General features: G+C 50.2%; 16 protein-coding genes. 1 reads left to right on the top strand and 15 read right to left on the bottom strand.

All coding sequences use genetic code 11. The features are described from left to right. Window positions 1-16 precede the first annotated feature (16 nt). The 12 genes from WFK81_RS06815 to WFK81_RS06760 all read right to left on the bottom strand — a co-directional run bounded on the left by WFK81_RS06815 (window position 17) and on the right by WFK81_RS06760 (window position 16,492). Window positions 17-1,252 (bottom strand): VWA domain-containing protein, encoded by a 1,236-nt coding sequence (locus tag WFK81_RS06815; RefSeq protein WP_336785705.1) that lies wholly within the window; start codon window positions 1,250-1,252, stop codon window positions 17-19. Window positions 1,253-1,255: 3 nt separating this feature from the next. Further along, window positions 1,256-3,595, bottom strand: a complete 2,340-nt coding sequence (locus tag WFK81_RS06810) for a DUF5682 family protein (protein ID WP_336785704.1) — start codon at window positions 3,593-3,595, stop codon at window positions 1,256-1,258. After that, window positions 3,553-4,647, bottom strand: coding sequence for an AAA family ATPase (locus WFK81_RS06805; RefSeq protein WP_336785703.1), 1,095 nt, complete (start codon window positions 4,645-4,647; stop codon window positions 3,553-3,555). The genes WFK81_RS06810 and WFK81_RS06805 overlap by 43 nt, the downstream gene beginning before the upstream one ends. Next, entirely contained in the window at window positions 4,623-6,431 is a 1,809-nt protein-coding gene (locus tag WFK81_RS06800; RefSeq protein ID WP_336785702.1) for a hypothetical protein, read from the bottom strand. The genes WFK81_RS06805 and WFK81_RS06800 overlap by 25 nt, the downstream gene beginning before the upstream one ends. 13 nt (window positions 6,432-6,444) lie before the next feature. Continuing rightward, complete coding sequence (locus WFK81_RS06795; RefSeq protein ID WP_336785701.1) at window positions 6,445-7,893, bottom strand: SWIM zinc finger family protein; 1,449 nt, start codon at window positions 7,891-7,893, stop codon at window positions 6,445-6,447. Between the two features lie 165 nt (window positions 7,894-8,058). Next, window positions 8,059-9,330: a metal-dependent hydrolase gene (locus WFK81_RS06790; RefSeq protein WP_336785700.1), complete on the bottom strand. Its 1,272-nt coding sequence runs from the start codon at window positions 9,328-9,330 to the stop codon at window positions 8,059-8,061. Window positions 9,331-9,385: 55 nt separating this feature from the next. Continuing rightward, window positions 9,386-10,138 (bottom strand): hypothetical protein, encoded by a 753-nt coding sequence (locus tag WFK81_RS06785; protein ID WP_336785699.1) that lies wholly within the window; start codon window positions 10,136-10,138, stop codon window positions 9,386-9,388. Window positions 10,139-10,312: 174 nt separating this feature from the next. Continuing rightward, entirely contained in the window at window positions 10,313-11,512 is a 1,200-nt protein-coding gene (locus tag WFK81_RS06780; protein WP_442956045.1) for an MFS transporter, read from the bottom strand. A 60-nt stretch (window positions 11,513-11,572) separates the two neighbouring features. After that, a complete protein-coding gene (locus WFK81_RS06775; protein ID WP_336785697.1) occupies window positions 11,573-12,601 on the bottom strand; it encodes an ROK family protein in 1,029 nt (342 codons plus the stop codon). A gap of 142 nt (window positions 12,602-12,743) precedes the next feature. Next, window positions 12,744-13,721: an aromatic ring-hydroxylating dioxygenase subunit alpha gene (locus WFK81_RS06770; RefSeq protein WP_336785696.1), complete on the bottom strand. Its 978-nt coding sequence runs from the start codon at window positions 13,719-13,721 to the stop codon at window positions 12,744-12,746. Between the two features lie 28 nt (window positions 13,722-13,749). After that, complete coding sequence (locus tag WFK81_RS06765) at window positions 13,750-14,856, bottom strand: BMP family ABC transporter substrate-binding protein (protein WP_336785695.1); 1,107 nt, start codon at window positions 14,854-14,856, stop codon at window positions 13,750-13,752. A 586-nt stretch (window positions 14,857-15,442) separates the two neighbouring features. Then, window positions 15,443-16,492, bottom strand: a complete 1,050-nt coding sequence (locus tag WFK81_RS06760; RefSeq protein ID WP_336785694.1) for an oxidoreductase — start codon at window positions 16,490-16,492, stop codon at window positions 15,443-15,445. A 154-nt stretch (window positions 16,493-16,646) separates the two neighbouring features. Here WFK81_RS06760 and WFK81_RS06755 point away from each other — a divergent pair, with 154 nt between their 5' ends. After that, entirely contained in the window at window positions 16,647-17,075 is a 429-nt protein-coding gene (locus WFK81_RS06755; protein WP_336785693.1) for an Lrp/AsnC family transcriptional regulator, read from the top strand. A 335-nt stretch (window positions 17,076-17,410) separates the two neighbouring features. On the opposite strand, the gene WFK81_RS06750 is transcribed toward WFK81_RS06755, so the two are convergent. The 3 genes from WFK81_RS06750 to WFK81_RS06740 are packed head-to-tail and all read right to left on the bottom strand — an operon-like array spanning window position 17,411 to window position 20,602. After that, on the bottom strand, window positions 17,411-18,526 hold the full coding sequence (locus tag WFK81_RS06750) for a glycosyltransferase family 2 protein (protein ID WP_336785692.1): 1,116 nt from the start codon (window positions 18,524-18,526) through the stop codon (window positions 17,411-17,413). Between the two features lie 46 nt (window positions 18,527-18,572). Next, complete coding sequence (locus WFK81_RS06745) at window positions 18,573-20,099, bottom strand: phytoene desaturase family protein (protein WP_336785691.1); 1,527 nt, start codon at window positions 20,097-20,099, stop codon at window positions 18,573-18,575. Continuing rightward, entirely contained in the window at window positions 20,096-20,602 is a 507-nt protein-coding gene (locus WFK81_RS06740; RefSeq protein WP_336785690.1) for a glycosyl-4,4'-diaponeurosporenoate acyltransferase, read from the bottom strand. The genes WFK81_RS06745 and WFK81_RS06740 overlap by 4 nt, the downstream gene beginning before the upstream one ends. Between the last annotated feature and the right edge of the window lie 2 nt (window positions 20,603-20,604).

Here is a 20,604-nt window from a genome sequence, read left to right as displayed (position 1 = left end):
CCCTTTCGTTAAACGATTATTTGCCTTTCGTGGACGGCCTCATCCGGTCGGCAAGCTGCTGCAGGTCCATTCCTTTCAAAGCGCCCTCAATCAGCTCCGCCAATTTATCCGGCGTGCAGCCGAAGCACGGTATGCCGTATTGCGCCAGCTTCTTCGCGACCGATTCGTCATAGGACGGAACGCCGTCATCCGATAAGGCAAGCAGGCATACGGTTTTTACGCCGGACTCATGCAGCTCTTTCAACCGCCGGATCATCTCGGTCCGGTTGCCGCCTTCATAGAGATCGGAGACGAGAATAAAGATCGATCTCTTCGGTTCGGTTATAAACGGTTCGCAGTATTGGAGCGACTTATTAATGTCGGTCCCGCCGCCAAGCTGGATGCCGAACAGCATATCTACCGGATCATGGGCGCACTGCTCGCTCAGATCCACCACTTCGGTATCAAAGGCAACAACCTTTGTCTCAAGGGATGGCATACTTGCCAAGATCGAACCAACAAGCGACGCATAGATGACGGAACTGGCCATCGATCCGCTCTGATCGATATCGAGAATGACGGTCCATTCCTTGCTTTTCCGCGCGCGGTCGAAGAAATAGACCTTCTCCGGGATAAGCAGCCCGCGTTCCTGATCGTAATGCTTCAGATTCTTGCGGATCGTCGCCCCCCAATCGAGACCGCTTAAAGAAGGCAGCGGAGAATGCCGCCTCCGGTTTAAAGCGCCGGTAACCGCGCGGGTAAGATCCTGCTCGAGGCGCTTCATGATATCGTCCACGACTTCCCGCACGAGTGCCCGCGCGGTCTCTTTCGTACGCTCCGGAATTTGGCCGCGAAGCGACATTAAGATGGCGACCATCCCGATATCGGGCTTAACCTGGGACAGCAGCTCCGGTTCGAATAGCAGCTGAGTAAGCCCCTTGCGTTCTACGGCATCGGCCTGAATGACGGACACCACATCCGGCGGGAAAAAATGCCTCACATCGCCAAGCCATTTGGCTAACTTGGGAGACGATGCCCCGAGACCGGCAGACCGGGATCTGGAAGTATTGCCGTTACCCTGGCTGCTAAACCCGGCTCCCGAACCCGTCCCTTCTCCTTCATATATAGTCGCCAAGGCTGCATCCATCAGCAAATCCTCATCGCTTAATAGAGGTGTTCCTTGCGGACTGCCTGCTCCCTGCAGCTTTTGTTCGGCGGAAGCTCCTAAAATAAGCCTCCAGCGTCTGACTTGTTCCGGATCCATTGTCGTCATAGGCTATATATCTCCAAAGTCAAAGTCGTTAAGTTCATCCAGCTGCTCCTTCTCATCGTCGTTAAGCGGACGTTGAAGGGCTTCCCCGGTCTGTTCCGCTCCGCTTCCCCACAAATCGCCGAGCAGCTCGGCAATTGCCGCTTTCTCCCTAGCCTCGAACCCCCCGAAGGCGCGTCTCAGAAATACCAGCGAGCGCTTGAATGGCTCTTCCTCCAGCGAATTCACGTATTCATCGAGCTGACGCCATAAATAATCTCTCGACAATAACGCGTAACGGTTGCGCATAGACATGCCTTCGAACCAACCGGAACCAATGTCCGCCGGAATACCCGGCGACAGACGGCGCGATACTTCCCTCGCGCATTCCTCTTCGCCGGCTTCGTTCTTCTCGAGTACGATTGCAAAGGCGAACCCGGACAGCTTGGCGTTGCGGTCATCCCTGGCCGCAAGCTCCTTCAGCTTCTTCATCCAAAGCGCCCCGTCCACGCTCTCGTAATGCTCTTCCGCCGCAGCATCCATCGCTTGAATAGCGGTTACCATCGCGGCGGCCGCATCGTCATTGCAGCCGGCTGCATCCTGAAGCATAAGGGTACCGCGCAGGAACAGCTGCTGCATAATGGGCTCCAAAGTCTCCGTCTCGATCCTGCGGATAGAGCCATACTGCAGCAGGACGGACAGTTCTTGCACCGTCTCGGCAATTTGCTCGAAGCTTCCGGCATCAACGGCTAGGCGCTGCAAAGCACCGGTCGCCTGCCCCATGACATGCGGCAGCCCGCATTCGCAGGATTTGCGGATCAGCTTGGCTGCATCGGCGATGTTCGTGCAGGCCAGCAGCTCTTCATGAATAACATAAGCGGCTGCAAGCTCAACCGTTTCCCCTTTTAGGGTGGATTCGACCGTCTCGATCTCGGCTTCCGGCGACCACTGCAGCACCCAATGCTCCGCCCAGGTCGCGTCCGTCTGACTAACCCGCTGCTTGCGGGCAAAGCGGATTCCCAGTACCGCCAGCCGGTGCAGGAATACCGAACGGTTCAAATCAAGGAATGCGGATTCCTCGGATTTCACCCGCCTGTTTTCCCTCAAATCCAGCTCCAGGCCTGCGGCAACAAGCGTCTTGTATTTATCCAGCTTCAGCCGTTTGAGCTCGCGGTTCAAATCATCCTGTACCGGTGTCTGGCTTACGCCTTCCGGCAAGCTGCCGATTACCGTGCCGATATCCACTCTCGCAAGCGCTTCTGCGACAGATGAAAATTCTCCAAAGCCGAAAAGCACGGTGGCCGCGTCCCGCAAGTCCTTCCAGGTCGGCAGCACGCCGTCATGCATAAACGCCAGCGCTTCCGCCATTCTCACAGCCTCTATGACCGAAGCCGTCGAACGCCATGTTCCTTGCTCCCGCATTTGCATGGCAACGGAGGACAAATATAAAGCCGGCAATTCCGTCATCTTCCCTTGCTTCATGCATTGCCACAGAAGCGAATAGTAGGCTGGCGCCTGATTCCCCGCCCCATAGCCGGAATGCGAAGATAACTTATAGTAAGAATACGGCATTAGCGTCATCTTAGACGATACTCGGGGCAGCTTCTTGATCTCGGCATCCGTCATCGCCGGCAGCCCTAAAGCGAGAGCCGAAGTATGATGAGCGCCGCTGACCACTACGATCTTATCCGGATCATGACCGGCTTTAATCGTATCTAGAATTTTTCGGCGCATGAAGGCTTCCCGGATCTCGTTGTAAGCGTAACCGCGCGGTGTCAATTGCCGTTCGTCCTGATCCGTTAGCTCCCGCATCTCCTCCGCATACGTTCGGATCGCGCTTCGGTAGCTGTCCGGCTGCAGACGATGCTCGAAATGCCGCTCCCAATACGCTTCGTAATCCGTTTCGCCGGACAGCTCGGCAATTCTGCTATAGAGATCAGCAGGAGCCTCGGCTTCGTGAACGCTGCCATCCGACAGATCCGGTGTCATGTCCCTTCTCGCGTCAGCAAGGGCAAGAGATACCTCCGTCGGCAAATCGATAAATTCCGAATGGCAGTTATGGTTTCTAGCCCACAGCAGAGCCTGATATTCCGGGGAATAGTCGGCGAACGGGTACAGAAGCGTACGTACGGGCAGACAGTCCGTATAGGCAAGCATGGCCACCGGCGGAACTACGCCGCAGGCCGTCAGCTGCTCGGCAAGAATACCCGCGTCGCTTGGACCCTCGATTAATACCGCAGTCGGCTTCACCTCCCCGAGCAGGGCGAGGAGATGATAGGAGCCTGCCGGCGACAAATGCCTGATGCCGAAATAATGCGGTCCGCTCAACCGTTCATCTCCGCGCACGCGTTGTACAGGCTTCGCCATGACGCCCCCCGTTTTTTCATCACGTTATCGAGATATTCCTTCCATACCTGCTGATCCTTTGCATCGTCCTTCACGATCGCCCCTTGCAGCCCGGCTGCGATATCCTCGTCGGTCAGTTCTCCTGTTCCGAAGCTTCCGGCTAGCGCCATGCTGCCCGTAAGCAGCGAGATTGCTTCGGCTGTCGAGATTACGCCGCTTGGCGACTTTACCTTCTCTTTGCCGTCAAGCGTCAGGCCGCTGCGGAGCTCGCGGAAAATCGTCACAACCTTGCGAATCGCCTCGTCGTCCGGCTGCGAGGCTCGCAGCTCGTAGTTCGCGGATATTTCGCTTACCCGGCGGCGCACGATATCGATCTCGGTATCCAGGCTTGAAGGTGCCGGCAGCACCAAAATATTGAAGCGCCGCTTCAAGGCGGCCGACATCTCGTTTACGCCGCGATCCCTTGTATTTGCGGTAGCAATAATGGAGAAGCCGCGTTCAGCTGGCACTTCCCTGCCAAGCTCGGGAATGGCTATAGTCTTCTCCGACAGGATAGAGATCAAAGCGTCCTGCACTTCGGATGCGCAGCGGGAAATCTCTTCAAAGCGGGCGATTCCTCCGCCTTCCATGGCACGTAGAATCGGGCTGCGGATCAGCGCTTGATCCGACGGCCCTTGCGCAAGCAGAAGCGCATAGTTCCAGGAATAACGGACATGCTCCTCGCTTGTGCCTGCCGTTCCTTGCACAACCTTGGACGAGTCTCCGTGAATCGCGGCAGTCAGGTTTTCCGACAGCCAGGATTTTGCCGTCCCCGGCTCGCCGATCAAGAGCAGCGCCCGGTCCGTCAAAAGAGTGGCAATCGCCATCTCGACCAGACGCTTATTGCCGATATATTTCGGAGTAATCGGGGTCTTACCGGCCTGGCCGCCGGTAATGAAGGTAAGTACAGCCTTAGGAGAAAGCTGCCAGCCGGCAGGCTTCTCGTTATTTTTATCCGCCGCTTTCAACGCTTCCAACTCATGCGCATACAGCTGCTCCGCCGGCAATCTTAATACATTTTGTTTTTGATCCATTGCCATTCTCCTTTTCCACTCTCCCCTGCCTGATCGCCTGGCATCGCTTCCAATGCCTCGACAATCTCCAGCAATTCATTTTTAACCGATTCGTACGTTAGAGCTTCCGCGAACGCGCGCAGACGAGGCGCATAAGTCTTTGGCATCGAGGCGAACAGCTGCTTCATCCGCCAATCTATGTAATAGAAGCTGCGGGAGGTTTTGTTCTCAAGCAGCCCCATGAACAGCTCGGGGGCTTCCTTGAACCCGATGCGGAATAACGTCAGCAGCACATGCTGCGTCCGGTAATCGTTAACTCTTGAGCCGTCCTTCAGCTTAGATACAAGATAAGACGTTACTTCCTGGTCATTCCGATTCGTAAATACGCAGACCAGATCCGTCAAATCCTGAGCGGCGAGCGCCTTGACCCAACGCCGATCCCAAGCCTCTTCCGGAACGGCTTCGGCACGCTCGTCACTGCCTGCCAGCTGTTCGTGAACAATTTGCTGAATCGCTTGCTGCAGCAGCTTAGCGGGCGCTGAACGTCCCTTAATGGCATCCGCATACCGGTCGTAGAGCTCCGCCGGAGACAATTGCCTAAAGGCCGCGCGGAAGCTGTATCCGATAAATTTGCCTTTATAGGCGGAATGAAGACCAATCGCGAACCGGTCTGCGGTTTCCGATTCCAGCGCCAGCAGAAGCTCTGCGGCGGTGTCCTGCACGCCGCCAGCGTCGGCGGTCATAAATTCATCGGTTGCCATCAGTTTGCCGAGCATCGGGAAGGCTGCCTCGGCGAGCTCATGGGCATGGCCGTTCAAGCAGCGCAGATCGGTATAGAGCTGCTGCAGTGCCGCGTCTTTCGCCTTGCCTTCGCATGAAGAATAACGGTCCAGCTGTTCCTCCGCGTGTGCGATGATTCGCTTATGAAGCGTAAGCGCTGAACATTTGCGGATCGGATGTATAACAAGCTCTGCATCCTTGGAAGCGACAGCCTCAAACAAGCGGTCCTGACAAGGCTCGGATGCCAGCCGCGCAAGGGCATAATAAGCCGCTTCGCGGACTTCTTTCCTATTTTCCCGGCTTTGCTCAAGCAGGAAGCCCTCTTGGCCTTCGTAGCCGCTGAGCAGCTCGATCGCCGCAATTTTCAATTCCGGCGCGCCCGATGCGCCGGCTTCCTGAACGAGCTCCAGCGCGGATTCGCCTAGCAGGCGATGAAGCAGCTGAAGACGTCTTGCATCACCTTTGCCGCCTTGCAGGTTAAGCTGGCTCTGAAGTAAAGGAACAGCCGCTTGCCCGAACTCAGGCAGTATTTTCTGCTGTATGAACTCCGGAATTTCGGAATAAACATCGTCCAGCGCACTGCATAAAGCGGGCAGTGCCCGAAGATCCAGGAAGCTCCGGTCTTCATAAGCCTGACGGATCTGCTCCAGTCTGCCCGAGCCCTTCGTTGTTAAGGCTTCGAGCAGCGGATGCAATCTCCTGAAGGTTACCTCCGTGGGGAGAAGCAGTCCTACGCTATTGACAGGCTGTGTCTCTCCCGCAATATCGGTTTTGCCCTGCGTGTGCAGGACCGCGCTGAGCAGCGTGGCCAGCTCCAGCAGCTTCGAGGCGCTTTCGGCACGAGGAGCCTGAATAAGTCCCTCCGTTGTATCCGCCAACCGTTTGATTACCGGTGCGGCTTCCCCGGCTTTCTGCAAGGAAGGCAGCAGCTTCGATAACCGGATATCCCCCTCGGCCAGGCTGCTGCCGGCAATAAATAATCTTCGCAACTCTGCCTGAAGGTCAAGCAACAGATCTACGCTCATGGAAGTCACTCCTCTAATACAACAGCCGAATAATCCGGCTATCCGTGATGATGCTCATCGGCTGCGCCGACAGACGTCCGCTGTCCACGTCATGCCGGAACATGACCAGCGCGGCTTGATCCCGCAGCTCCTTTTCCTGCAATAACGGCACAACCGTCTCCAGTCGCGCAGGCGTAGCGATCATGTCCGAGGTAACCGGAATCGGCTTGCCTTGCTTATCCCGGAATAAGTAACTTTCTCCGGACTTCTCGATGGTATGGTAGGCGATTAGCACCACCGGATTGCGGTTAGCGAGAGGATTCTTAATGATGTTCTTGACTTGTTTAATCACATCCGGAAAGGATCCGTTAGCTGCATCCTTTACCGCCTTGTAATCCAACTCGGCGGCATCGCGGAACGTCCCCTTTTCCCACCTTACGCGGGCATTGATCTCGCCTGGATACTGGTACAGCTCATCCGTTTGCACAACGGCGTGCACGGTATCCTCTTCTTTAAGCTGCTTGGCAGCCCTGAACGGGCGGAGATTGCGAGTGGCATGAACCGTTCCGTCCCGCAGGTCGGCCCACCATCCGGCATCGACGTATTCTCCTCTTGCCTGATCGGTATACGACAAGAAGGAAAGCTGCAGCAGCTCTGATGATTGCCGCGTGCGGCCATACTCTTTCAGTTCGGCTAACTGCCAAGCGTGGCCAAGCTGTTCCTCAAGCGTTGACTCCGTGTCTAACGGCATATCCGGTTCCGCTAAACGCCGCTCCAAATACGCTTTCCCCTTCTTCACCAAAGAATGGATCCGGATTAGCTGCTCAATCGCCATGGAATAAACCGCTTCACGGTTTCCTTCCTCGCCAAATAGCAGGATGAGCCCCCTTAACTCCGCCTGCACGCCGGGAATATAGTAATTGCCCAGTTCCTTCGCTTGATCTTCGAGAAGCTGGATATTTTTCTTGCTTAGACTGCCTAGCCCGCCTTGAACGGTTTGCAGCACCATTTTCTCTACTAGTTGAAGACCTTCCAGCTGTACGTTGATTTTCTTGGCCAGCGCCGACTTGTTTACCTTGCGTTTGGGTGGGGCGGCACCGCTTGCCACAGCTGCTTCGGATTCCTTCTTCTTCTCATCGCGCTTCTCCGCTTTGCCCCGTTTCTCCGCGATATCCTTAGGCAGCTCTGCCTGCTCGAAAGGCTTACCTAGCGCGTAAGCATACATTAAGCCAAGCGTATGCTTGCAGGGAAACTGCCGGCTTGGGCAAGAACAGCGCGACACCGGATTATCCGGCTGCACAAAATCAACCGAGCAGCGGTACGGTTCCTTGCCGCTTCCTTTGCATTCGCCAAACAGCAGGGTACCGTCCTCCGTTCTTCGAAGCACCGGGAAGCTGTTTTTCTTGACAAGATCCCGGCCGTTCTTCATCGCTCCCGCATTGGGAGCCAAGCTATCTACATAAGCTTCCGTTAACGATGTCATAAATCTACCTCACAGACTTTAAGGAGTTCTATTAACTTCGGCAAAATTAACGCAGCTTCCTGTTTTAGGAAACCACCAACTAATGTATGAGCCTATGATTTCAAATATGATAGAGTATTCGCACGCCCAAAAGAAAAAGAAGGCACTTCTATGCCTCCCTTTCTCTCAATGTTTCACAAATCTTTCTCCATCCCATGTAAATATGCTCTTCACGTGTTGACCCGTGGAATTATCGTAGTAAGCGGTTTGGAACGAAGCCTCGCCTATCTTATTCAGATGAGTGGAATACATGGAATCGTCCGCGCTAATAAACATGCCATCCCTTCCTCCCGTGTCTAATTCCTTAAACTCGTTGCCGCTGGTCAGAGTAAATAGCTTATAGTAATTCCCGTTGCTTGTTCCATACTGCCCTATCGTAAAATCCGGGTTCCCGTCTCCGTTATAATCATCAAACGATAGATCAAACGTAGCGTTAAACAACAGCGGATCCGTATAAAAATCGTTTAATGTTGCGCTGCTAAGCTCATTGCCAATGTCATCTCTCAACACGAGATGAAATTCTCCGCTCCAATTCGGCCCCATGAACGGCCCCGGAGACCAATCTTCGGAATAAGTTCCGTTTACCAGCTCAATATCGATAAAATAAGACTTTTGCATAATCGTAAACATATCGTTTCTGGATAACGTCATCGTCCCGGTAACGGTTACGGACGAGGCGTCAGCCTCTGCTTTCTCCGCGCGCAAATCGCTAAAACTGGATTCGTTATCAACTACAATTCGGTTCCCCAACAGAGATGCGCGGCCAAACACGGCAGCCGACTCCGTCCGAAGCATAAATCTCCAATGCCTGCTCGAATGATCCGGATAGGTCAGCAAGGACTCCATATGGTCTTGCCCGTACCTATTCTTCAAGCTGTGCTCCAGATCTAACTTGGAATAAGTCAGAGTTCCCGCATATACAATGGAGGTCATGACGCCGGCAAGTACCAAATACCTGCCCTTCCGAATCCATAGACCGATAATCAGGGATAGCAGCATCGGGAATAAAACAAATGGATCATCGCGATCGATCACACTGAATTCGTATTCATGACCAATAAGCGGATAAAACAAAGCCACTCCGTTGCCTATATAATCGATCAGCAAATGAGTGCCGGCACTAATCATAAACGTCAGCCACATCCGCTTGAACGAGAGTTCCTTTTGGAACATGGAATAAACGTAAGCCAATATCCAACCGATGAGCGGAACCAAAAAGACGGAGTGAAACAACAAATCGCCAAATAACTTCGTCAAATCCGGCGCCAGCCCGGCAATCGCACCGAACAGGAGCAACAAGGCGCGCCTCCCAATAGAATTGGCGGATGCTCCACCAATCAAATAGGCTGTACAGGCACCTGCTGCGGCATGAATGAACGTATGTAAGATTAGATCCAAATTACTCCCCCATTATCCGAATGATTTCCTTAATATGTAAACGGATTAGCGGGAGCTATTGTTGCAGCAATGCAAAGTTTCTAATCATCTTCTCCATTTCCATTTTTGATTGTTCAAATTGTCGCAGACGATTGCCGTTCGCGCCGGATGGATGAGGAAATCCCCATAAAACTTGCTTCTCGCCGATCTTTTTTTCGCCAAGCAATCGCTTGAATACCATTTCCACCGCTTTCCCTAATGGAATAATAAGCGGGGTATGGTACAAGGCGTGAAGCTCACTGTTAATTAATTGATAGGCATAGTTGTAGAGCAAGGCGTTTTTCGAAAGCTCGGGATTATGACCGCTGTAATTTTTCTTGTTAACAAAGACGGGATAACGAAGCAAAGAAGTTGTCTGAAGCAGAGGGAAATCATCTTCAAAGAATGCTTTGCTGTCCGCAAGTCCGTAATACGTATGCAAACTTAATTCATTCAGCATTTGGATCAGGTTGCTTCGCATGGACCCGGCAAATCGCGCAGCCATTTTTGCTTCCCTGCATATTTCTTGCGCGGATTTGTTTTCCAGCATAGCCAGCTTCGCTGTTCGTATAGCGATCTCCATTTGATTCCAGCCTGGAGTGAGGCCTACGATCATTATTTGGGCTAAGGGATTGCTGTAATCGTTGTGCGGAGCATAATACATCTCTATTGGCCCTTCCCGTAATACGCATAATTCCGGAACCAGCAAGTCATCAGGGGCGTATCGAGTCTTAACCGGCAATCCACGAATAAAAGCTTCATACTTTTCAAAATTCGAATTGATTATCACGGGGCTCTGTCCCCTCTCTCTTCATTTATGGCGTAACCACGCGTATCAAGATCATGTGTAGAAGATCGGATTTTATGCTAAACAGTTGTGCAGCTGCGATTCCATATATAAAATAATGCCAATCTCCTGCCCTATTGGCTTGGATATTGGCGTTTCTATTTTAAATTTTCTATCTTAAATGATTTCTTTCCTTTTGGACAAATGAATATAGAGAATAATTCCGGTAATTGCGCATAATGCCGCGCATAACCCAATGAAGCCGTAACCGGCTTGAAGACCGCGAAGCAAGCTGTTTGGCGAATTTTCGCCGACCGTATGCTTGACGAGCTCAGTAACTCCGCCGATCAGGTAATTGCCGATTACGCTGCCCAATCCCATCATGGTGACCGTAAAGGTGATGGCCGTATCGCTTCCTTTCGGGTATCGCTTTGCGATAAAAGCCATTACCGTCGGATAGATCATTGCGATTCCGATACCTGAAGCGGCAAACAGGAACGCGACGCTCTCCCCGCCAGCGATAGCGGTAAAGGTGCATAATGCCGAAAACCCGGAAAAGATGATGAGCGATAATACGAAGCCTATCCGGTCCGTCAGCGGACCAAGCAGCAGCCTGGCCAGCGCAAAGCATAAGAAGAAAATAGACAACATGCCGGAAGCATTTACGGTATCCCAGTTATAAGCTTTCTCCAGGAAGTTGACGAGCCAGCCGCCAACGGCAAGCTCCGATACAACGCCAAACGTCAGGACAAGCACCATTAACCATAGTACCCGGTCTCTCAGCAAGATCTTTAGAGGAACGCGATCTTCATGCGAGATATCATCCCCCGGGAACGAGCTTAACATGGCGATGACAATCGGAATCACGGATAACATCAGCATCACCAGGTACATTCCGCGCCAGTCCAGCGTATGCCCGGCAAATGTCACTTTCATCAGGCCTGTTGCGATCAGCGGCGCAACCGTCGAGCTTAAGCCATAGAAGCCATGCGTCATGTTCATCATCATACCCGTATTTCTTACGAAAATCCGGGCACTTAGAATAGCGAGGCCAATCTCTAGCATCCCGTTACCGATATACATGAGGAAATAAGAAGCCGAGAACATCGGGTAATGATGGGAGAAGAAAATTAGAATGCCGGAAAAGGCCATAGAGGCGAAAGCGGCAACGGTAACCCATTTGATCCCCCAAAGTTTCGTCAAATAGGCCGTAAAGGAACAGGCTATTAAATAACCTAAGGCGTTCAAGGATAATAAGGTGCCGAGCTGGGATTCATTCAGCATAAAGTCGAGTTGGATGCGCGGTATAGCCGGACCCTTAATATTTTCCGAAAAGCCGAAAATAATGAATCCGATAAATATGGTCGCCAGCTGCATGGCATAAATCTTGTTGAACTTGCCTATACTTTTTTCCACTGTTCGCGTGCTCCTGACTTGTTATCTTTTCTCTGTGACCTGCAGCCGGTAGGTAAGGCTTTCCAGCGTAGCTGTAACAAGGCCGGTCATATACTCCCGATGCGTATTGTTCTGAATAATAAGCTGCGGCATATGCTCCTCCGGTATATCCTTCAGACATCCTCCACGCAGAGAATTAAGCTGTGACTCGCTAGGCAGCTCGCCCGTTATCGCGATGGTTACCGGGTTAATGATGGCGATAATCGAGGCTAACGTCATAACCGCCAGCCGGATAAAGCCTTCTTCCGTATGCAGCTGCCGCAGCTGCTCCTCGCGCGAAATGCCAAACGGCAGGAAAGAAACCTCGCCGCCAAATGTCGTGTTGCCTGACAAAATCCGGCCGTCGACGATAAACCCGGCCCCCGGAAAATGATTCTTCGGAAACGTCACAACCGCAAACGTCTTATCCTCTTCAAAATTCTGAAGATGGTAGAAGCCGTAGACTGTCATGTTCATGTCATTCTCGATCGTAATCGGGATCTCGTACTTGTCTTCCAGATACGTTCCTACAGGCTGCCCGGCAAGATCAGGCACATCGCATACGCCAATCACTCCACGGTGAACGACGCCAGGAATTCCGATACCGATGGCTTGAACATTCTCATTGTCGCTGATCAAGTCCTCAATTAGCCGATCAATAACATCCGTGTCGATGCGAGGCAGCTCCAACGTTGTCTCGCTAATCGTCTCTCCAAGCAAATTCACTATACTGTAGCTGATGGAATGGATGCCGCCTTCCGTCCGGACAAGCAGACAAATCACGCAGCCAAAATTAGCATTGTACCTATATTGTTTGGCTGGTCTTCCGCTGTTTGCCCCGTCCGGCTCAAGCTCTATAATCTCGCCTACGGCGAGCAGCTCGTTCAGAATCGTCCCGCAGGTAGCCACGCTAAGTTTGGTTAGTCCGGCAATCGATGCTTTTGTCGCAATCCCTTGCGCCTTTAATGCGTTTTTAACCAGCTCTACGTTCATCTTTTTCACTTGAACCGTATTATGCGTGTGTGATGACATGCTCCTTCTCCTTTTAGCAAACACTTATTAAAACACTTTTAATAAGTGGAGTATAAAGTCCGCTGCCCCATATGTCAATAAGGAACATAAATTGCGGAAAACAAAAAAACCGCGATACACGCGGCTTTCCTGTCATTCGGACTTATTCTGTTCCGATCGTCACGCCTAGTTCCTTCAATCTGCGCCGGTAAGCGATGGCGACGCGGTCGCATTTGAGATGCAGCTCCGCCTGCAGATCCAGCGGCAGCAGCTCCGGCTTTTGCTCTTCGACAATTCGTTTGTCCTGCTCGAGCAGCGTATTCTGGAAATCGATAAAAACCTGATCCGGAACCTCCGGCGCATAGTTGCGGAGCTGCAGCATAAACGCCGTACAGGTCGTTTCCGTCTCCGGGAGTACGATCAGGAATAGATGAAAGATCTCGTCTGAGCCTTCGCTGCCCTTCACCAGCTTGACGCAGCACGGCGAATAGATCTCATAGATATAACGGTTGTCGACGCCGATTCCGCGTCCGTCAGGGTCGGGCTGGTAGACGACAATCTCATCCGTAACAAGCGCCCCGTCAATATGATGTACATTGTAGTCGTTAATTTCGGCGAATTCACTGTCGCCAAGCAGGCCCTCATGAACAAACATCAGATGCGAGACATCCAGGAAATTCTCGATCACGCGCGGAGCCGATGCTTGAACCGGATAAGGTCCCATCCAAATCGGCAAAAGCCCCTCCTCCACTTTTCCTTCAAGCGGCGGCAATTCTTCTCTTGGTTCTCCAAGGCAGACCCAGACAAAACCGTACCGCTCCTGGCACAAATAAGTGTGCGTTTTCGCTTTGAGCGGGATGGCCTGCGATTTAGGCAATGCCGGAATGCAGACGCATCGCCCGTCACCGTCATACCGCCAGCCATGGTAAGCGCAGACGATCTCGTCATTGTCCACGCGTCCAAGCGACAGCGGGACACCGCGGTGAATGCATAAGTCCTTCATGGCTTTAACGCCTTGACTCGTGCGGAAAATAACGACTTTCTCTCCCAGTACAATGACCTGCTTAGGCGTGTCGCTGACATCGGAGGCAATCGCCACCGGATGCCATTCATGCTCGAGAACGGGATCTTTCCTAATCATGCCAGCCACTTCCCTTTCTGCCCTTGGCCTATTGCGGTATCGTTCCTTCAATGCCTTTGACGAACCAGTTCATGTTCAAAATCTCGTCTACGGTCATCTCTTTGCCTTGCGGCACTTTCTCCGTTCCGCCTTGGTCGGCGATAGGTCCGTTAAACACATCGAAGCTTCCGGCTAGAATCTCTTTCTTCTTCGCTTCAACCAGGTCTTTGACATCCTGCGGCACGTTCTTGCCAAATGGCGCGATGTCCGTAATGCCGTCCTTCATGGAACCGAAATAGCTTTCGGACTTCCAGGTGCCGTCCATAACGGCTTTAACCGTCTGCACGTAATAAGGACCCCAGTTCCACTTCGGATTGGAGATATAATAATCCGGCGCGTATTTGCTCATATCCGAGTCATTGCCGATTCCCCATACCCCGCGTTCGGCAGCAGCCTGAATGCTGGCTGGCGAATCCTGATAGGCGGCCAAGACATCTACTCCTTTGTCGAGCAAGCTTGTTGCCGCCTGACGCTCGGCCGTTGGGTCAAACCACGTATTGCTCCACACGACGTCTACCTTCGCTTCCGGATTAACGCTTTGCACGCCTAGCGTAAACGCGTTGATCGTATAAATCACCTCGGGAATCGGGTAAGCCCCTACATAGCCGAGACGATTGTTTTTCGTCATTTTGCCTGCCGCCATCCCTACAAGATAAGCGCTCTGATATTCCTTGCCCAGGTATGTGCCGAGATTGTCCGCCGTTTTATAGCCGCTGGCGTGAAGGAACTTTACGTTGGGATGCTTCTTGGCTACAGCAACCATCGCATCCATGTAGCCAAAGCTTGTGCCAAAGATAATATCGTTCTTCTCCGCAAGTTCTTCGAATACGCGCTGCGCATCCGCCCCTTCCGGTACGTTCTCGACCGTAGTTGCGGTAATGCCCAGCTCTTTTTCCATCATTTTGCGTCCTTGATCATGCTCGTAAGTCCAGCCACCGTCCCCAGGAACGCCAAGGTAGACAAAAGCAACTCTTGGCTTCGTTTTGTCTCCGCCAGTGTCAGCGCCTGCAACCGTTGAATCCGTCTTTGTTTCCTTCGAGCATGCAGCCGTAAAGATTAGCAAAGCTGCCGCCGCAACCATGATGAGCTTTTTCATGACAAGACCCTCCCCCAATTTCCGAACGAATGAGACACTTCATACAGAAAGCTTAGAGGTAATATAGGTCATTGTCATTTTCGCGTCAATATTACTAACATCAAATATAGATTAGATACTAAAAGACATTGTATAAATTGTGCTTCGTGCACATTCCGGTAAAATTCTGACGACACAAATGTGTCAGTTCATAAACGAAACAAATTTGATTGCATAAGTAATTTAACTAATAAAAAGTGGTTAAAAAACTAAAAAGCAAGCAGCTGATCAGAGTTCAACTGCCTGCCAGTATCAATATTTAATATTACTTGTGATTAGCCTTATACCAATATTTAAATGCGTTTATTTTGTAGTATTTTTAAAAAGACCCAGTATGCTATTAAGTATTCCGGTGAAATCAACAATGGTAAGTTCATTAAGTCTGTAATATTTGATTTCTAACCAAGCAACTGCATTCTTCAAATCCGTTATCGAACCAGTAACTGTAGTATTTATCGCAAATTCCCCTTCGCTTTCCCCCGACCTTGTGTAATCGAATCTACGCTCCGGCGTCTTCCGCTCCATAGTTGGCTTTTTTACGATCGGTTTAAAGCAGCTCTTTCAAATGAATTTTCGATTCGTAGGGGATGAACGGTTGATCGTTCCGAAGCCGACTCACAAAATCCGGGTTAGCTAACAATGGCTTTCCAAATGCAGCTACATCAATAATACCTGCACGTATCGCATCCTCCGCAGAACTTGGGGTTAGACCGACAACGCCTATTATATTACCGTCCCAGCGTTTACGTATAAGCTGATGCAGAGTCAAATTCTCAGCCAGTGGCTGGTTGAACGTATTCGTGGAAGGATGGAGCACGCGCAAGCCTTCCTCGCGAAACACCTTGAGATATGCTTCAATTTCGGCTTCTGGATCCTGCCATCGGTAGCTGGGTTGATCATCTTTTAATTCAGAGAAGCGAACGATAACGCGATCCACGCCAATCGCTGCTCCAACAGCCGCAAGGACTTCTTTCATGAACCTAAGCCGCCCCGTTCTTTCCCCATAGCTATCGGTCCGGCGATTCGTAACCTCCCAAGCAAATTGATCGATCAAGTATCCATGTGCTCCATGGAGTTCAACGCCATCGAAACCTGCTTCATCAGCGTACTTCGCCGCCTGAGCATACTGTTGGACAGCCTCCTTTATTTCTTGGGTTGTCATTGCCTCAGGTAATGCAAAAGGCTTCCTAAGCCTATGCACAAGTCCCTCCGCTTGCACGACTGACGGTGCTTGCGGCGCAAGACCTCCAGTCAAATCGGGATGTGTGAGCCTGCCGACATGCCATAGCTGCGCGATAATTGTGCCCCCTTCCTCATGTACCGCATCCGTGACTTTACGCCACCCATTCGCCTGTTCTTTTGTAAATAGGCCAGGAACTCCAAAGGTTCCTTTTCCTCTTGGCGACGGTGTAATGCCCTCCGTGATAATTAAACCAATCCCGTCTTGAGCCCTGCGCTTATAATACGCGACAACATCTTCACCGACGATACCTGTTGTATCATCCGCAAAACTGCGTGTCATAGGTGCCATCGCAATGCGCGTACGAAGGTGCCAGTTCCCGATGCGCACAGGCTGTAGTAATTCTTTATAATTCATTTAATTTCCCTCCTTGTCGAATTTCATTTTATTGAATAAATTTTATATAATTAAGCAGATATCTACCATACAGTTTTCAAGTAATTTTAAGTATATGCGCAAGAAAATCTTTTACTTTATTAAAATTCACCTTAAAAATAAAGGAGGCTTCCTAATGGAAGACTTGGATAAGCAAATTTTACTCTTGCTGCAAGAACAGGGACGCATCTCGATGACGGATTTGGGAAAAACCGTCTCCTTATCGCAACCCGCTGTTACTGAACGAGTACGCAAGCTGGAAGAGAAGGGCATCATCAACCAATATCGTGCCGTAGTCGCACCGGAAAAAATCAACAAGCCGATTGCCGCTTTCGTTCTGTTCTATACGAAAGGATGCAACCAATTCGTGGAATTCTGTGAGCAATCGCTCGATGTGGTCGAACTGCATCGTATAAGCGGTCACCAATACAATTTTCTTGTTAAATTGGTCACAGAATCACTGCTAACACTGGAAGCTACGATCAATGAATTGGGAGCATTTGGTGATTCAACCACACTCATCGTGTTATCCTCCCCACTAAAGCACAAACCAATAGTTCCTTAATATCAAAAACAAACTGGCTAAATTATTTTTTATGCAAAAAAAGACAACCATAGCCATCCTGTAACTTAATTAGGATGACCGGTTGTCTTTTTTTCGTGCATTTTGTTTGAAACTTTCCTGAAACAGGCTGCCCAATCAAATCGGTAGCCTTTTCAATGTTGTACTAGTGTGCCCGTTAACATTCCTGTAGGCTTATTGTTTGCCCTGCTCACCTTCCGCTTCTATGTGCGGGAACAAGTGGGAACTCAATGCAAAGACAAATCGTGTCCGGACGACCCAACTCGCTGTCGAATCCGTCCATCGAGTTATCTACATGGATTAACAAAGCAAGCGCATTATACATCGATTTTACGGCCCTTCCAGTTTACCGAATGCAGAACATGTGCTCGAAAAAGGGAATATACGTGTATGGTCACAAAGAATAAAAACAATAACGGATACACCAAGAAGATGCCCCGATTGAAATTGCCGCATCTGTGTGCAAATAGCATCGTCTGTAAAGCATACGCCGTGTACAACAGACCACTGAGCACCATGGCACCTTTATGGAATGCCGTAATAGAGGAAATGAGCGCCGCAGTGCTCATAAAACCACCTGTAATCCAAAGGATGGTCATTAGCATCACGACCGGATGGGTAGACTTTGAACCAACGGCAAAGCTTTTGCACCATCCTTCTATAAGATTTATCAAACCTTCCGGATACATGCGAAAATTGATTACACCGCTCCCCCCGATACAATAGACAGGAAGGTTGTTATCCATGAAAGCCTGTCCCAGTGCCAGATCATCCATCACGGCGCCTTGGATTTTGCGATGCCCCCCTGTCAAAAAATAATCCTCTTTATTACATATAATGCAAGGGCCAAAAGAACCGGCTGCTTTAAATCGAGCCCCCCAGCATGTGAAAGTATTCATTCCAACAATCACGATTACGTTAAAAATGGCCGATAGATTCTCATATAACCGATGCACGGTATGATATGGCTGCAAGGATAGAATCCCTCTAGCGCCTCTTCGTTGGTAGAAACCGAGTAACTTAAGCAAGCTGTCCGCATCAATGAGAGATGTATCTGCATCCAAGAACAGGAGCCACTGCCCTGCGGCATGCTCTGCTCCATGCCAACAAGCCCTCGATTTCCCTGACCCTGATTCTACCGCTTTGTTTTGCAAAACCTTGGCACCGTATCTTCTGGCGATCGCTGAAGTCTGGTCTGTCGAATGATCGTCAACTACAAGAACCTCGAATGACTGGTAATGCTGCTGTTGTAATGAACGCAGCAACGGGGAAATCCGACCAGCTTCGTTTCTGGCAGGAATAATGATGGACAGCAACGGAAAATCGGCGTTCGTATCGATGCCTTTAATAACTGGGAAAGACCAGAACATGACAATTCCGACCAGAAGAGCCAGTATTCCAATTGCAAGATTGATCCATTCTGAAACGGGCACTGCATTCCCTCCTTAAGGTAGAACAAGAATCGCATGGATCTCTGCTTCATTTCCCGGAATAGTCGAATATAATCCCTTGGTCATCCTGTATCAGTTCCTGTGCGGTAATTCTAGCCGATAATAACACGATCGGAACACCCGCGCCCGGATGCGTGCTGCTTCCGGTAAAGTACAGATTGTCGCAATGCTTGGCCTTGCTTTGCGGACGCATATGGTTGCTTTGAGACAAGATCGGCATCAGGCCGAAAGTGGAACCGTTATAGGCATTGAACCTGGACTCGAAATCGCGTGGCGTAATGCAAGTTTCAGTGACGATCTCCTGCTCTATATGCTCAAAACCGCGAATCTTCTTTAAGGTGTTTAGAATATAGGAACGGTAATCCTGAATCGTCTCCTCATTCCATTCGTAATTCGCCGCGGCAACATGGGAAACCGGCATCAGAATGTATAAACCGTCTTTACCCTCTGGGGCAAGCGAAGCATCCATTTTGGAAGCGATATAAACATAAAACGATCCATTGGTCAGTTTATTCCCGGCAAAAATGTCATGCAGATTTTTTTTCAGATCCTCGGTAAAAATAAAATTATGAACGTGCTCGATTTCCTCGTATTTTCTATTCATGCCCAAGTATAGAAGAAAACAAGAGCAGGAGTATTTCATTTTATCAATCTTTTTATCCGTGAATTTCCCTTTTGCCACCCGGTCTTTCACCAAGTTTTTGATGGCATACGGGAAGTCTGCATTGCATACAACGAAATCCGCCGGGACTTTCTGCCCGTCTACAAGAATGCCTGTTGCTTTACCGTTATGTAAGTCTATTTCCTGCACACTTTTGTTATAGTGAATGGTCCCGCCCAGTTCTTTGAACAGCTTTTCCATAGCCAGAGCCATGGTATACATGCCGCCTTTAATAAACCAGACGCCATACATAAATTGTATCATCGGGATCATGGTGTAAAACGATGGACTTTTGAACGGCGAAATGCCAATGTACAAGGTCTGAAAGCTTATCATCTGCTTTAACCGTTCATTCTTCATATATTTGCTCATAAAACGATCTGCCGTGTCGAAAGTTTTTAGTTTTAACGCTTTCTTCAGCATCGAGAAGTTATAGAAATCTCGGGATTTACGGAAAGGTCTTTGGATAATGTTGTGCTTGGCGACCATAAATCGTTTATAAATTTCGTGCAGATAGAGAAAGAAGCCCTCCATATCCTCTTCGCTAATTTTTTCTATCGTCTTCGTCAATTGCACAAGATTGGAGGAAATATCGAAAGGCTCGTCAGGAATATCTTTGTAATAAACCCGATACATCGGGTCTAATCTCTCCATGGGGATGTAATCATCCGGATTCCGGCCGCAAAGTTCAAAAATTTCCCTGTACAGTTCCGGCATCATGACGATCGTTGGCCCCAAATCAAATTTGTAGCCATCCGTCTCAATCCGGTTCATTTTCCCGCCCGGAGAGGCTTCTTTCTCATAGATTTCGACCTGATATCCGGCATGCTGTAGTCTGATAGCGCTAGCCAGCCCTGCGACGCCTGCGCCAATAACAATGACCTTCTTGCTCATGAGAATGCCCTCACTCCCGTTTTATTCGCACTTGATGTAATGGCCTCTATTCGCCCGCGATTGTATCTCTGCACAATAATGAATGGCAAGTTAAACACCACCGCATACAGAATCATGAACCAGCCCACCCAAATAGGGTTCCATAAGAAAAATAACGGAGCAGGCGCCATCGACAACCAGTGGGTCAGCTCCGCGCGTTTGGTTTCTGCGGCGAATTCGTTCAAGTCGCTTATGTGGGTACCATGCAATTTTTTCTTACCATACCCTTTTTTTAGAATCGCCGTACCGTCTATCAGACGCCCTTTCCATCTTTTTACGAGAAATAACTGTTGCCATAGCCTTCCAGACTTCTCCCAAGCGAAAAGCCGGTACCAGACACTGTCTTTCAGAAAATAAGACAAAGGAAGCTTCAAGCAAAAGACGGAAACGATGACATGAAAAAAAGCCCAAGCGAATATGTCGATGCTAACAGTCCAAAAGATAGGAAATGATAAATAGGGCACGG

The sequence above is a fragment of the Paenibacillus sp. MMO-177 genome (genome assembly GCF_037147795.1).
Lineage (GTDB): Bacteria > Bacillota > Bacilli > Paenibacillales > Paenibacillaceae > Pristimantibacillus.
This window is presented reverse-complemented; position numbering and strand designations above follow the sequence as displayed.